Annotated in this window: 12 protein-coding genes and 1 pseudogene; 9 read left to right on the top strand and 4 right to left on the bottom strand. The window is 43.7% G+C overall.

All coding sequences use genetic code 11. The features are described 5' to 3' along the window. Window positions 1-92: 92 nt before the first annotated feature. Window positions 93-1,925, bottom strand: a complete 1,833-nt coding sequence (locus tag ACFI6G_RS16815) for a sensor histidine kinase (RefSeq protein ID WP_016784701.1) — start codon at window positions 1,923-1,925, stop codon at window positions 93-95. A gap of 162 nt (window positions 1,926-2,087) precedes the next feature. Between ACFI6G_RS16815 and ACFI6G_RS16810 the strand changes: the two are divergent. The 8 genes and pseudogenes from ACFI6G_RS16810 to ACFI6G_RS16775 form a co-directional block, all read left to right on the top strand. After that, a pseudogene (locus tag ACFI6G_RS16810) lies at window positions 2,088-2,270 on the top strand (hypothetical protein); the annotation flags it as partial. A gap of 294 nt (window positions 2,271-2,564) precedes the next feature. Next, window positions 2,565-3,863 carry a trigger factor gene (gene tig / locus ACFI6G_RS16805; protein ID WP_010439497.1) on the top strand — a complete coding sequence of 433 codons (1,299 nt, stop codon included), beginning with the start codon at window positions 2,565-2,567 and terminating at the stop codon, window positions 3,861-3,863. 105 nt (window positions 3,864-3,968) lie between these two features. After that, the gene (clpP, locus tag ACFI6G_RS16800) at window positions 3,969-4,595 is read left to right on the top strand and encodes an ATP-dependent Clp endopeptidase proteolytic subunit ClpP (protein WP_004736080.1); all 627 of its coding nucleotides are present in this window, start codon (window positions 3,969-3,971) and stop codon (window positions 4,593-4,595) included. 81 nt (window positions 4,596-4,676) lie between these two features. Next, window positions 4,677-5,957 (top strand): ATP-dependent protease ATP-binding subunit ClpX, encoded by a 1,281-nt coding sequence (gene clpX / locus ACFI6G_RS16795; protein WP_010439502.1) that lies wholly within the window; start codon window positions 4,677-4,679, stop codon window positions 5,955-5,957. A 132-nt stretch (window positions 5,958-6,089) separates the two neighbouring features. Further along, window positions 6,090-8,441, top strand: coding sequence for an endopeptidase La (gene lon / locus ACFI6G_RS16790; RefSeq protein ID WP_010439506.1), 2,352 nt, complete (start codon window positions 6,090-6,092; stop codon window positions 8,439-8,441). A 170-nt stretch (window positions 8,442-8,611) separates the two neighbouring features. Beyond that, complete coding sequence (locus ACFI6G_RS16785) at window positions 8,612-8,905, top strand: HU family DNA-binding protein (RefSeq protein WP_012604504.1); 294 nt, start codon at window positions 8,612-8,614, stop codon at window positions 8,903-8,905. Between the two features lie 221 nt (window positions 8,906-9,126). After that, entirely contained in the window at window positions 9,127-10,992 is a 1,866-nt protein-coding gene (ppiD, locus tag ACFI6G_RS16780) for a peptidylprolyl isomerase (RefSeq protein ID WP_046209524.1), read from the top strand. A 244-nt stretch (window positions 10,993-11,236) separates the two neighbouring features. Then, window positions 11,237-11,536, top strand: a complete 300-nt coding sequence (locus ACFI6G_RS16775) for a ComEA family DNA-binding protein (protein WP_010439527.1) — start codon at window positions 11,237-11,239, stop codon at window positions 11,534-11,536. Between the two features lie 19 nt (window positions 11,537-11,555). Here ACFI6G_RS16775 and rrtA read toward each other — a convergent pair whose 3' ends face one another. After that, window positions 11,556-12,092, bottom strand: a complete 537-nt coding sequence (gene rrtA, locus ACFI6G_RS16770; protein WP_102269979.1) for a rhombosortase — start codon at window positions 12,090-12,092, stop codon at window positions 11,556-11,558. Between the two features lie 9 nt (window positions 12,093-12,101). Here rrtA and ACFI6G_RS16765 point away from each other — a divergent pair, with 9 nt between their 5' ends. Beyond that, complete coding sequence (locus tag ACFI6G_RS16765; RefSeq protein ID WP_010439531.1) at window positions 12,102-12,701, top strand: tRNA-uridine aminocarboxypropyltransferase; 600 nt, start codon at window positions 12,102-12,104, stop codon at window positions 12,699-12,701. 32 nt (window positions 12,702-12,733) lie between these two features. On the opposite strand, the gene ACFI6G_RS16760 is transcribed toward ACFI6G_RS16765, so the two are convergent. Both ACFI6G_RS16760 and yfbR read right to left on the bottom strand, forming a co-directional pair. Next, window positions 12,734-14,077: an anti-phage deoxyguanosine triphosphatase gene (locus ACFI6G_RS16760; protein WP_102341070.1), complete on the bottom strand. Its 1,344-nt coding sequence runs from the start codon at window positions 14,075-14,077 to the stop codon at window positions 12,734-12,736. Window positions 14,078-14,131: 54 nt separating this feature from the next. Next, window positions 14,132-14,716, bottom strand: coding sequence for a 5'-deoxynucleotidase (yfbR, locus tag ACFI6G_RS16755; RefSeq protein WP_010439536.1), 585 nt, complete (start codon window positions 14,714-14,716; stop codon window positions 14,132-14,134). Between the last annotated feature and the right edge of the window lie 37 nt (window positions 14,717-14,753).

Genomic DNA, 14,753 nt, shown 5'->3' with positions numbered 1-14,753 from the left:
TTGTTCTAATTATCGTTGAGTTTGTTTGCTTGTTTGCTTGTTTGCTTGTTTGCTTGTTTGCTTGTGAAGTTAGCTAATTTAATGAGTTAGCCTTAATCTGCTTGCGCGCGTTCTGTTCGTGCACGGTGCTCATCAGGCACAATTGGGAGTTCGATACTAAAACGAGCGCCACCTTGTGGGCTGCTATCGGTCAACAGTTTTCCGTTAATTCCACCGATTATTTGTTGAGAAATCGATAGCCCGAGTCCAAGACCATTTTTTTTGGTGGTATGGAAGGGTTCAAAAAAACCTCCCGTCGAAGGTGACATAAAGCCGGGGCCATTATCATCAACGTGAATCAACAGAGTTTTTGATTGTTCATTATTTGATTCCCTAATCTCTAACAGGATAGCCAATTGTTTATCTTCTTGATTTTCCATAGCTTGAACTGCATTGGTCAGTAGGTTAATGATTACCTGTTCCAGTTGAATCGCATTGGCGAGCACGCAAGCATTGAAGGTTTCAGGGAGCTCATTTACTTTGACTCGCTCAGTTTTCAATTGCGGTTTCATCAGCTCTTTAGAGGAATGAAGAACAGGCAATATCTGCAATGTGTGTAGCTCTTCCGCCGTGGACTTTTTTGCGAAGGAGCGAAGCTGGTGGCTAATTTTCGCCATACGATCGGTGAGTGATGAAATTCGAGATAGGTTGTCATCAACACGCTCGGTCTTTTCTTTTGCAAGAAACAGTCGGCCGTTATCGGCATAACTGCGAATCGCAGCGAGTGGGTTATTCAGTTCGTGACTGATGCTCGCTGACATTTGACCCAATACCGCTAGTTTAGCGGCTTGGATAAGCTCATCTTGTGTTTGCCTGAGCACCCGTTCTGTTTCGATACGCTGTTTGATCTCGATATGGAGCTCAGAGGTTCTTTCGAGGACTTGAAACTCGAGTTTTTGTTTGGCTTCAGATTGTAGCCTATCGATTTGCGTACGCTTTTGTTGGCGGTGATGGTTGAGTTGCATCGTGAGATAGATAATGGCAAACACTAAACTCAGCACCACAAGGTAAGCGATGAGATCCCACCAAACTAAGTGTGTTGGAGAAAATACTCTGACAGTTAGTTTCGGGTCATCGAGGAAGCGTGATGAAGTAAAAAAACGTTCTTTTACGAGCTGGTGTGGTGATTGAATGCTGCTGGTGGCGCTTTCTAAGTCTCCTGAAAAGTGAAGGCTCTCGATCTTGGTATCAAGGTATTGTCTGCTTTCTTGAATGCGAGTTTTTTGCGCTTTATCTAAAGGTTGAAGGCTTTTGAACAACCATTCAGGCTTGCTCGACATAAAAACAATCTGGTCTTTATCGTCGGCAACAAAAAAACTCTGCTTTCCTTTCCAACTTGCTTCAATCAGTGATAAATCCATTTTTACGACAATCACGCCAATGATTTCGGCCGCGTAGGAGACAGGGTAAGAATAATAATAGCCTCGCTTTCCCGAGGTAGAACCTAAAGCAAAGTACTGGTTTTCATTGCCGAGAATTGCTTGTTGATAGTAGGGACGAAAAGCAAAGTTACGTCCAACGAAAGAGTGTTTCAGGTTCCAGTTACTAGCAGCTATGGTGGTACCGATACTGTCGAGTAGGTAAGTGTCGGACGCTTGAATTACTGTGTTTACGTGCTCTAGATAGCGATTAGTCAGCTCGATTTGCGCGGAATTACTTGGTGAGTGTAGGGCATCGACTAGTTCTTTATCTTTTGAGAGCAGTTCTGGGATATGGGCAAACTTATCCAATTGGCTAGAAATATGAACGGAAAATCGATCTAACTTAGACTGGTGATCATTTAACAAACTTTGATGGCTTGTGCTCCATACCCAGTGACCACCGAGAACCATCAGCAAGACATAGGTGATGAGCAGTAGTAAAGGGATTCTTAAAGCTCGAAACATGAACGCTCTCCGCTAAATTCTAGGTAAACAAATACACCTGTGTTTTCTCGTTTATGACAGCAACTAGCGGTAGTTTTTTCTTAAAATAGAGAGATAACAGATGGTGGTAGGTTAAGGCTTTGTAACGGAGATTGTTGAAAAAGTTATCGACTCTGAGGGGTAAAACAAGAGCAAGATCTCTTTTTAAGGTTTTTAGCAAAAAAAGGCCTCGATTCCCTTGAAAAAGTCGCTATTGTCCCCATTTCTGTTGTGCTAAGTGATGTTTTGATCGTTTTTTTATCATTTAGTTGGACGAATTTAGAGCATTCATCATCAAGCAGAGGCGAACGGCTCGACAGAGATTAAACAGATCGCTAGAATGTCGCGTCTAAAATTTCTGTCCTGAGGCTAATCGGAGATACCTTTCTTGTTTCTGAAAACAAGCTTTGTTGCGTTTTAGTCGGCGTGTGAAGAACGAAGATATCGCTGATTAGTCTGGTGTTTAGTTGAATAATCAATTCAAACATCAATGCTCGATTTTAAATTAGGTGTTCGGATAGAGCACTACACAAGGATGCAGCCAACAACGTCGGCTTTTGAATTAAAGCTAAGTTACGGCTCATATGCTCAGATTACTGAGCCAGTTTTGAGGTTTATATAATGCAAGTTACTGTTGAAACGCTAGAAGGCCTAGAGCGCCGTCTTAATATTACTGTTCCTGCTGCTAACATCGAAGATGCAGTTACAGCTGAACTACGCAACATCGCGAAAAATCGTCGTTTCGATGGTTTCCGTAAAGGCAAAGTGCCAATGAAGATGGTTGCTAAAATGTACGGCAAAGCAGTACGTCAAGACGTGATGGGCGAAGTAATGCAACGTCACTTCATCGAAGCGATCGTTAAAGAGAAAATCAACCCAGCTGGCGCACCTACTTTCGCACCAGTTGAAAACAACGAAGGCGCTGACCTAGTATTCAATGCAACTTTTGAAGTTTACCCAGAAGTTGAGCTGAAAGGTCTAGAAAACATCACTGTTGAGAAACCAGCAGTAGAAGTTAAAGAAGCTGACGTTGAAGAGATGATCGAAACTCTACGTAAGCAACAAGCAACTTGGACTGAAGTTGAAGCTGCTGCTGACGCTGGTTCTCGTGCAACTATCGATTTCGTTGGTTCTATCGACGGTGAAGAGTTCGAAGGCGGTAAAGCTGAGAACTTCCCACTAGAAATGGGTGCTGGTCGCATGATTCCTGGTTTTGAAGACGGTATCGTTGGTAAAACAGCAGGTATGGAATTCGAAATCGACGTAAACTTCCCAGAAGATTACCACGCTGAAAACCTAAAAGGTAAAGAAGCTAAGTTTTCTATCAAGCTGAACAAAGTTGAAGCTCGTGAACTTCCAGAGCTTAACGAAGAATTCGTTTCTAAGTTTGGTGCTGCTGACGGCATTGAAGGCCTTAAAGCTGAAGTTCGTAAGAACATGGAGCGCGAGCTTAAGCAAGCTGTTAAGAACCGCATCAAAGAGCAAGCTATCGACGGTCTAGTTAACGAAAACAACATCGACGTACCTTCTGCTCTAATCGATCAAGAGATCGGTGTTCTACGTCAACAAGCTGCTCAACGTTTCGGTGGTAACACTGAAGCTGCTGACCAACTTCCTCGTGAGTTGTTCGAAGAGCAAGCTAAACGTCGCGTAGTTGTAGGTCTTCTTCTTGGTGAAGTAATCAAGACTGAAGAGCTAAAAGCTGATGATGAGAAAGTTAAAGCTATCATCGAAGAGATGGCTACAGCATACGAAGATCCAACAGAAGTTATTGCTTACTACGAGCAAAACGAGCAAATGATGAACAACATGCGCAATGTCGCTTTAGAAGAGCAAGCTATTGATGCAATCATCGCTAAAGCTCAAGTTTCTGATAAAGAAGTTAGCTTCAACGAGCTAATGAATCAGCAACCTGCTTAATATAGTAATATCTGACGTAGAAGGTTGACGTACGGTCAACAATTCTGCTAACAATGGTCCGTATGATTTAATCATTCGGGCCATTTATTTTAGGGACATAAGAATATGAGCTACCAAGAAAAAAATACAATGCCATCGATTATGGACGCACTAGTTCCTATGGTGGTTGAACAGACTTCCCGTGGTGAACGTTCTTACGATATTTATTCTCGTCTATTAAAAGAACGTATCATTTTCTTAACCGGTCAAGTGGAAGACCACATGGCAAATCTTGTCGTGGCTCAACTGCTTTTCTTGGAATCAGAAAACCCAGACAAAGATATCTATCTTTACATCAACTCACCTGGCGGTAGCGTAACAGCGGGCATGTCGATCTACGACACAATGCAGTTCATCAAGCCAAACGTGAGCACAGTATGTATGGGTCAAGCTTGCTCTATGGGTGCGTTCTTACTAGCGGGTGGTACTCCAGGTAAGCGTCACGTACTTCCAAACTCACGTGTAATGATTCACCAGCCACTTGGCGGCTTCCAAGGCCAAGCGTCTGATATTCAAATTCACGCGCAAGAGATCCTAACGATCAAACAAAAGCTAAACAAACTATTGGCAGAGCATACAGGCCAGCCTCTAGAAGTTGTTGAGCGTGATACAGATCGTGATAATTTCATGTCTGCTGATCAAGCAGTAGAATACGGTTTGGTGGATTCGGTTCTTAATCACCGCGGTCAATAATTGCAAGGCAATTGTTTAACGCAAAGTGATTCAAATTGTTATACACTCAAACATAGAGAGTAAAGGCTAAGAGGTTAGCGAATGACAGACAAAAGCAAAGAGGGTGGTAGCGGTAAACTGCTTTACTGCTCTTTCTGTGGCAAAAGCCAGCACGAAGTTCGCAAGTTAATCGCAGGTCCTTCTGTTTACATTTGTGATGAATGTGTCGATCTTTGTAACGACATTATTCGTGAAGAAATTAAAGATGTTCTTCCTAAGAAAGAATCGGAATCGCTGCCAACGCCGCGTGAGATTCGTGAGCATCTTGACGACTATGTAATCGGTCAAGAATACGCGAAAAAAGTGCTAGCAGTTGCGGTATATAACCACTACAAGCGTTTGCGTAATGGTGATACGACAGCTGAAGGCGTAGAGCTAGGTAAGAGTAACATTCTTCTTATCGGCCCTACTGGTAGTGGTAAAACACTCCTTGCTGAAACATTGGCTCGTTTCCTAGACGTTCCTTTCACAATGGCAGATGCAACGACACTAACCGAAGCAGGTTACGTGGGCGAAGATGTTGAAAACATCATCCAGAAGTTGCTTCAAAAATGTGATTATGACGTAGCGAAAGCGGAACGTGGCATTGTTTACATCGATGAAATCGACAAGATTTCTCGTAAAGCTGAAAACCCATCCATCACGCGTGACGTGTCTGGTGAAGGTGTACAGCAGGCTCTGCTAAAACTTGTTGAAGGCACCGTTGCTTCAGTTCCACCTCAAGGTGGTCGTAAGCATCCACAGCAAGAGTTCTTGCAAGTGGATACATCTAAGATCCTATTTATCTGTGGTGGTGCGTTTGCAGGCCTAGATAAGGTGATTGAGCAACGTGTAGAAACAGGTTCCGGTATCGGCTTTGGCGCAGAAGTGCGTTCTAAAGACGAAACCAAAACTATCGGTGAACTGTTCACTCAAGTAGAACCTGAAGATCTAGTGAAGTATGGTCTAATTCCAGAATTCATTGGTCGTCTACCTGTTACAACAACACTGACAGAGCTTGATGAAGAAGCGCTAATCCAAATCCTTTGTGAACCAAAGAATGCACTGACAAAACAGTACGCTGCATTATTTGAACTTGAGGATACAGAGTTAGAATTCCGCGAAGACGCACTACGTGCCATTGCTAAGAAAGCAATGAACCGTAAAACAGGTGCTCGTGGTCTACGCTCTATTTTGGAGGGTGTTCTACTGGAAACTATGTACGAACTGCCATCTTCAACTGATGTAAGCAAAGTTGTGATTGATGAGTCGGTAATTAATGGTGAGTCAGAACCACTGTTGATTTACAGTAACTCAGATAATCAAGCAGCTGCTGCAGAGTAGGTCTTTTTTAGACCACACGCTCAAATTGAAAAAGGAGGTAAGCAATTACCTCCTTTTTTTTATTCTTCCATTGAATCCAGTCGTTTAAGCCCCATATACTGCTTTATAAGTTAAAGCGGAAGAGAGAAATATATGAACTTGGAACGTTCCGAGCGTATCGAAATCCCCGTGCTACCTCTACGTGATGTAGTGGTTTACCCACACATGGTTATTCCATTGTTTGTTGGTCGTGAAAAATCGATTACTTGCCTTGAGTCGGCAATGGAAGCTAACAAACAAGTACTACTTGTAGCGCAGAAAGAAGCGGACACTGATGAGCCTTCAATCGACGACCTATTTAACGTAGGTACAGTCGCTACCATTCTTCAGTTACTAAAGCTCCCTGATGGTACGGTTAAAGTACTTGTCGAAGGTCAGCAGCGTGCAAAAATCCACCAATTCAAAGAAAGTGAATTTTTCTTAGCGGATGCCGAATACGTTGTTACTTCAGAACTTGACGAAAAAGAACAAGAAGTGGTTGTTCGTAGTGCGATCAATCAATTCGAAGGCTTTATTAAGCTAAACAAAAAGATTCCACCAGAGGTTCTAACGTCTCTGAACGGTATTGATGAGGCTGCTCGCCTTGCTGATACGATTGCTGCGCACATGCCACTTAAATTGGTAGACAAGCAGCACGTTCTAGAAATTTTAGATGTCACTGAACGTCTGGAATTCTTGATGGGCCAAATGGAGTCAGAAATTGACATCCTACAAGTTGAAAAACGCATTCGTGGCCGCGTTAAGAAACAAATGGAGAAATCTCAGCGCGAGTACTATCTGAATGAGCAAATGAAAGCGATTCAGAAAGAACTTGGCGAGATGGACGACGCACCGGATGAATTCGAGACTCTGAAGAAGAAAATCGAAGATTCTAAGATGCCTCAAGAAGCTCGTGAGAAAACAGAGCAAGAACTGCAAAAACTGAAAATGATGTCGCCAATGTCTGCTGAAGCAACAGTAGTACGTAGCTACATCGATTGGATGGTAGGCGTTCCTTGGGCTAAGCGTTCAAAAGTTAAAAAGAATTTAGCGAAAGCGGAAGAGATCTTAAATGAAGATCACTACGGCTTAGAGCGGGTTAAAGAACGTATTCTTGAATACTTGGCTGTACAAAACCGTATCAACAAACTGAAAGGTCCAATCCTTTGTCTTGTTGGTCCTCCTGGCGTTGGTAAAACCTCTCTAGGTCGTTCTATTGCTGCGGCAACGGGTCGTAAGTACACTCGTATGGCGCTAGGCGGCGTTCGTGATGAAGCTGAGATTCGTGGTCACCGTCGTACGTACATCGGTTCTCTTCCGGGTAAACTTATCCAGAAGATGTCTAAAGTTGGCGTTAAAAACCCACTGTTCCTATTAGATGAAATCGACAAGATGTCTTCTGATATGCGTGGCGACCCATCTTCAGCGCTTCTAGAAGTACTAGATCCTGAGCAAAACAACGCATTTAACGATCATTATCTAGAAGTCGATTACGATCTGTCAGATGTTATGTTTGTTGCGACGTCGAACTCGATGGACATTCCTGGCCCTCTTCTGGACCGTATGGAAGTGATTCGTTTGTCTGGTTATACAGAAGATGAAAAGCTGAATATTGCTAAGAGCCACCTATTGGACAAGCAAGTTCAACGCAACGGTCTTAAGCCTCATGAAATTGAGATTGAAGACTCTGCAATCATCGGCATTATTCGTTATTACACGCGTGAAGCAGGTGTACGTAGCCTAGAGCGTGAAATCTCTAAGATCTGTCGTAAAGCAGTTAAAAACATTTTGCTAGACAGCGACCTTAAGTCTGTAACGGTTAACATTGATAACCTGAAAGAGTACTTAGGCGTTCAACGTCATGACTTTGGTAAAGCGGATGAGAGCAATCGTATTGGTCAGGTAACTGGTCTAGCGTGGACTCAAGTGGGTGGTGACCTACTGACAATCGAAACTGAATCAATGCCAGGTAAAGGTAAGCTAACGCAAACCGGCTCATTGGGTGATGTGATGAAAGAGTCGATTCAGGCGGCAATGACCGTGGTTCGCTCTCGTGCTGAAAATCTAGGTATCAACACTGATTTTTACGAGAAACGCGATATTCACGTTCACGTGCCTGAAGGTGCGACACCGAAAGATGGCCCAAGCGCGGGTATTGCAATGTGTACTGCACTTGTTTCTAGCTTAACGGGTAATCCTGTAAAAGCTGAGGTGGGTATGACTGGTGAAATTACCCTACGAGGTGAAGTTTTACCTATCGGCGGTTTGAAAGAAAAACTGCTTGCAGCTCACCGTGGTGGCATCAAAACAGTCTTGATTCCTAAAGACAATGAGCGTGATTTGGAAGAGATTCCAGACAACGTTATTGCTGACTTGAAGGTGATTCCAGTCCAATGGATTGATGAAGTTCTTAAGGTTGCGCTAGAACGAGATCCGTCAGGGGTCGAGTTTGACGTGAAAAAATAGTGATGCGTAGCAAAAATAAGTAAAGAATTACGCTGATAGGCTCGAAAAGGCTTGTCAGCGTTTTTTTTGGACGCTAAGTTATTCGCTAAAGCGGCAATCCCTTTTGCAATAAGGCTTGCGGCGAAATAAAAACCAAAATGGAACGTACAGTCATCGAGATTTAGTCACAGATGACACATAGGGGAAAAACAGTGAATAAAACACAACTAGTAGAATCAATCGCAGAAAACGCAGACATCTCTAAAGCTTCAGCTGGTCGCGCTCTAGACGCTTTCATCGAAGCAGTTGGCACAACGCTACAATCAGGTGACCAAGTTGCACTTGTTGGCTTTGGTACTTTCAGTGTTCGTACTCGTGCTGCTCGTACAGGTCGTAACCCAAAAACTGGTGAAGAGATCCAAATCGCAGAAGCTAAAGTACCTGGCTTCAAGGCGGGTAAAGCACTTAAAGACGCATGTAACTAATTTTTGTTTGCTGGAACCTCGAATGTGAAGAGGGGAAAGCATTAACATGCGTTTACTGTTTGAACAATGATGTTTCATTCTTAGGCAGTATGTGTGCAAAGCACATTGAACTTATTTAAATTATGCGCATCCTACTGATGCGCATTTCTTTTTCTGATAATATCGCGTGAATAGATTTTTATTTTGAAGCCAATGCTTCATATCCGGAGAGCACTTAAATTATGATGGATCGATTACGCGAAGGCGTGAATAGCATCGCGGTAAAAATTATCCTTGGGTTGATTATCCTGTCATTCGTATTCGCAGGTGTAGGCAGCTACATCACCGGTGGCGGTAACAACGCAGCAGCTAAAGTTGGCAACACAGAAATTGCTCGTGGCGAGTTTGAACAAGCTTACCAAAACGAACGTAATCGCATGCAATCTCAACTTGGCGATTACTTCGCTCAAATGCTTGCAGACCCTGCATACGTAGAGTCTTTCCGTAAATCAGTCCTTGATCGCATGATCAACGATGTTCTACTTGAGCAGCAAGCTGAGTCTTTAGGTCTACGAATCAGCGATTCTCAAATCCGTACCATGATTCTAGAAATGCCTCAGTTCCAAACGGCTGGCCAATTCGATCAAGAAGTTTACCAATCAGCACTACGTCGTGCAGGTTTCAGCGCAGAAAGCTTCGCTGAATACATGCGTCGTGACCTAATGCGTAATCAACTTGTTACTGCACTTCAAGGCAGTGAATTTGTTCTTCAAGGCGAAATCGATACTCAAAGCAAACTGATTGCTCAAACTCGTGATATTCGTACTGTGACGCTTTCTGTTGCTGATTTAGCGAAAGACATTGAGCTTACCGACGAGCAGATTGAACAGTACTACTCTGAAAACCCATTAGCTTACACTCGTCCAGAGCAAGCTAAGGTGTCTTACATCGAACTTTCAGCCGAAGCACTTAAGTCGCAGCTTAAAGTGAGTGATGAAGAAGCTCAGAAATACTATGAAGAGCATCTAGATAAGTACTCAACTTCAGAGCAGCGTAAAGTTAGTCACATCCTAGTTCAAGGCGACGATGAAGCGAAAGCGCAGTCCATCCTGGACGAACTCAACGCAGGCGCTGATTTCGCAACGTTAGCGGAAGAAAAATCTGATGACTTCGGCAGTGCTGAAGTTGGTGGTGACCTAGGTTGGATCGAACGTGATGTTATGGACCCAGCATTCGAAGAAGCCGCTTTTGCTCTTCAGAATATTGGTGATACAACGGGTTTAGTTAAATCTGATTTTGGCTACCACATCATCAAGCTAGACGAACTGAAAGCATCTCAAGCTCAGCCTTACTCTGAAGTAGCGGCAGAGATTAAGACAGAGCTTCTAGACCAGCACGCAGTAGACCAGTTCTACGAACAGCAAACTGAATTAGAGAAAGTAGCGTTTGAATTCCCTGACTCTCTAGATGACTCTGCAGAAGCAATTAACGCTAAGATCACAACGACTGATTTCATCTCTCAAGTAGATGCACCAGAAGTATTGATGACGCCTGCTGTTATGCAAGCTATCTTGAGCCCAGAAGTGAAAGAAGACGGCCTAAACTCTGAAGTTATCGAAGTGGCTCCTGAACACGTGATTGTTGTTCGTGTAGAAGAGACTCGTGACGAAACAGTTCTTCCTCTAGAACAAGTGAAGGATCAAGTTGTGGCTGCGCTGTCTGCTGTACAAGCCGAGCAGCAAGCGGTTGAGTTAGGTGTTTCTCTAGTGAACGAACTTAAGCAAGGCAATGAAGCAGTATTAGCGGATAACAACCTTGAGTTCACTGAACTTGAAACAATTGACCGTAACTCTCCATTGGCAGCTTCTGTATTCGCTCTAGCGAAGCCTGAAGGCGGTCAAGCGGTGTTTGGCCAATCTAAAGACCAAGACGGTAACATCGTTGTTGTAGAACTTTCTAAAGTAACGGCTGAAATCGACCCAGCTTACAGCACTCAAATTGGTGCTCAACTGGAACGAGTTGGCAACCAACAAGACCTGACCAACGTACTAAACGTACTTCGTGAAAACGCAGATGTTGAATACTACGTAGTAGGTCAAGGTCATTAAGGTTAGCTTAAACTGGCTAGCAAGATGACTTTGGTCTCTTACTACTGTCAGTCAAAACAAGGCTTTTGCTTTGCAAGTTAGGTTTATCCGATAAATCAGATTTGTGAGCTAACAAACAATCTGATGAAAACAAGATGTATAACAAAGCGGGTCACTTAGGTGACCCGCTTTATTTTTATCTGGTGATTGTGTTATCTGCCGCGGTAAATGCATAAGTTACCTTTTTTGAACAAAGGAACGGTTTATGCGAACAATATATTCAACATTACTTCTTTCATTTCTAATTACTCTGAGTGCTGGAGTGTTTGCTGATAGTCCGACTAAGGCAGAGTTGTACGACGGCATTGAAATCACCGTAAACATCAATAAAGCTACGGCTGAGGAATTATCAGCATTACTTGTTGGTGTGGGTGACAAAAAAGCCCAAGAGATTGTCGATTATCGGGATAAGCATGGTGCATTTACAAAACCCAGTGACTTGGTCAATGTGAAAGGTATTGGCGAGGCTACGGTTGAAAAGAATCGTGAGCGAATTCAACTTTAATTTGGCGGGTTATTGAGGGTTACTTTTTATTCGATAGCCATAACGCCATAGCCATGAAGCCTCCAGCGATAGCACCTGCTAGGTGGGCTTCAATGGCTACTCGAGCATTAATCAGTTCGCCAGTCGTGCTCGAAGGGCCAATAAGCTGCTCCCAAGCGATCTTAGTTATTAATCCCAACACTAGGAGCCAGCTGGACCTCCTGCCGCTCAGCGCTTCATTGAGAGCGAATAAGCCAAATAACCCATGCAAAGTGCCAGATAGGCCAACATAGATCTGAATACTCGAAAACAACAAAGCGACCCCAGTCACTAAACTAATCACAAGCATAGCAAGAGCAAGCGGTTTTTTACTCGGTTGAAACAGATAGCTGATGATCCATAAGCCTGCTAGGTTCATCAGAAGGTGCGAGTAGTTGGTATGTGAAAAGTTTCCTGTTAGGATTCGCCACCATTGCCCCTCGGCAATCGCATTGCTATCCCAAACGACCCAAGCTTGTATTGGCTCAAATTGGAATAAGACGCATAAAAGTGAAGTGAAAATTAATACAGGGTACACATTAAATCCATGTCTCGTTATTGCCCCCAATGCAGCAAGGCTTTGAAAGCTTGTATTTGTCAGTGGGTTACACCACTCGAATCAAATGTTGAGCTTATCATTCTTCAACACCCATCAGAAGAGCATCGTCCGATGGGAACTGCGCGTATCCTCTCGTTATCTCTAAATAACAGTGTGACGTTTGTCGGTGAAGACTTTTCTAACAACGAGCAACTGAACATATTGCTGGCCGATGAACATTATCAGCACGTGATTTTATACCCGAGTGAACATTCTGTTCCTGTTAAGTCGGTAACTTATTCAAATAAAAAGCTACGTGTAATTTTATTGGATGGGACGTGGAAGAAGGCGTTCAAAATGTGGCAGGTATCGAGTAACTTGCATGCGTTAAAAACGGTTCACTTGCCGAAAGACCTCAAGGGTAACTATCGAATTCGCAAAGCACCCAGTGAAAACAGTCTATCCACAGTAGAAGCGGGTTATCATCTGTTGCGCTTGTTAGAAAATGACCGAGACTTTAGCCCTCTGTTAACGGCATTTGACCAAATGATTCAGTTTCAAATCAATCAAATGCCACCAGGTGTCTTCGAGAAAAACTATTTAGATTAAGCTGTTCCCCCGATATTTAAGTGATTGAGCACTTAAAACTCTGTATGAGCTGAAAATAATTGCTGATGTATTTTCTGCGCAAGATCATCAGTCATTGACGAAATGTAATCGGCAATCACGCGCATCTTTCTTGAATCGTCTTGATGTTGTAGCCATTGCTTCTTGATTGGCAGTGGTAACAAACGTTCAGGGTCAGCACTGAATGCTTCAAACATATCCATGATGATCTGCTGGCCCTTGTATTCGATGACCTGAACCTGAGGCACTTGAATAACGAACTCGCTGACAAAGTGTTTCAGCTTATCGAGCGTGCCGTCCATGCTTGGTTCAAGCACTGCATTGTAAGCCAAAAGTACGTTCTCAAAGCTTTCATCAACGCGTTTAATCGAAATACTGGTCAACAGTGCGTTGACTATCCCACCAATCGCATCTTTTCTACGATACTGTTCGCCCGAGAATAGCATCTCTGTAATTGAATCTAAGTGCTTACAAATCCAAGGGTCAGCCATTTCTCTGAGCTGAGGGTATGCAGAATCGACCCATTGAGCTTTAGTCACTGAACCTAGCACAATCGCATCTTCCAAATCGTGTACGCCATATGCGATGTCGTCAGCTAACTCCATGATGGAACAGTCGAGCGACTTATATTTAGTCTTGTTGTGCTCAAGTGGCTCGGTGTGCGACTTTCTTTTTTGCTTTATAAGCTGTCGGTCGTTACTCGAAAGTGGCTCAAGTACCCAGTTGAATAACTCTTCATCGTGGTCATAAATACCTTTTGCTGGCATCCAATCTCGCGCTCGGAGCTGTCGTTGGTGTTTAACAGGTTGAGATTGAGTCTTGGCTTGAACTTCGCTAAGCAGTGAAGGGTATTTGATCAACCCCAGCAAAGTGCGTCGAGATAGGTTCATACCGTGATGTTCGGTATAAGGTTCTAACTGAGTGACAATGCGAAACGTTTGGGCATTACCCTCAAAACCACCGTGGTCGCGCATCATGTAGTTGAGTGCGACTTCACCGCCATGCCCATAAGGTGGGTGGCCAATATCGTGCGCCAAACACAGTGAGTCAATCAAACTGTCCGAGGGTAATAGAACTCGAAACTCTGGCTGCTTTTTCTTCAGTTGAGCGACGATACCTGTCCCAAGCTGAGCGGCCTCAAGAGAGTGAGTAAGGCGAGTGCGGTGGAAGTCGTTGACGGTGGTACCGTGTACCTGAGTTTTGGCTTGTAGGCGACGGAAAGCCGCAGAGTGAAGCACCCGCGCACGATCGCGTTGATACGGACTACGATGGTCATCACGTCTTATTTTATGTTCATCGTCGTTTCTATGTTGCCATTCTTGTTCGAGTTCAAATGGTGGTTCGAGTAGAGAAGTCAAAATAGCACCTATCAATTTGATTTGTTTAGCTAATTACACTCAAGTTATACCTAGCTAGCTGATTTCGTCCAGTGATAATTCAAAACTCGGTGCAAAGGTGGTGAGAAAGTAATCCATTTCTGGGCTTTTACGTTGTTCGAGAGTCTCTTCCAATCTACGTTTGGCTTGCTCGTATTCGTGGTTGCCCGCGCTGAGTTCTTCAAGGCATTTTAGATAAGCACAGATGGTGTCTGCTTGCTTGACGATGCTTTGTTCTTCTTTGCTTGCCGTTCCAGAGATTAAGAAAGGGGCGAAGTCATCTTGGAATTCTTCTGGCAACATCGAAAGCAGTCTTTGCTCTGCTGCTGCTTCTATCTTTTTGTACTCTTGGGCGATGTCCGGGTTGTAGTACTTAACCGGCGTGGGCAAATCACCAGTGAGCACTTCACTGGTATCGTGGTACATGCCAAGCAGTGCAATGTGCTCTGCGTTGAGTTGACCATCAAACTTTTTGTTTTTGATCAATGCCAAGGCGTGCGCGACGAACGCAACCTGTAGGCTATGCTCTGAAATGTTTTCGCTTGAGATTGAACGCATGAGAGGCCAACGCTGGATAAGCTTCATGCGTGCTAGATGGGCAAAGAAATGGCTTTGTTTCATAATCGTCCTTTCTAAACTGTGCTCCACTCGCAATAGT

This window comes from Vibrio sp. PSi01, assembly GCF_054960695.1.
Note: the sequence above shows the minus strand (reverse complement) of the source record. Positions and strands in the feature narration are given on the sequence as shown.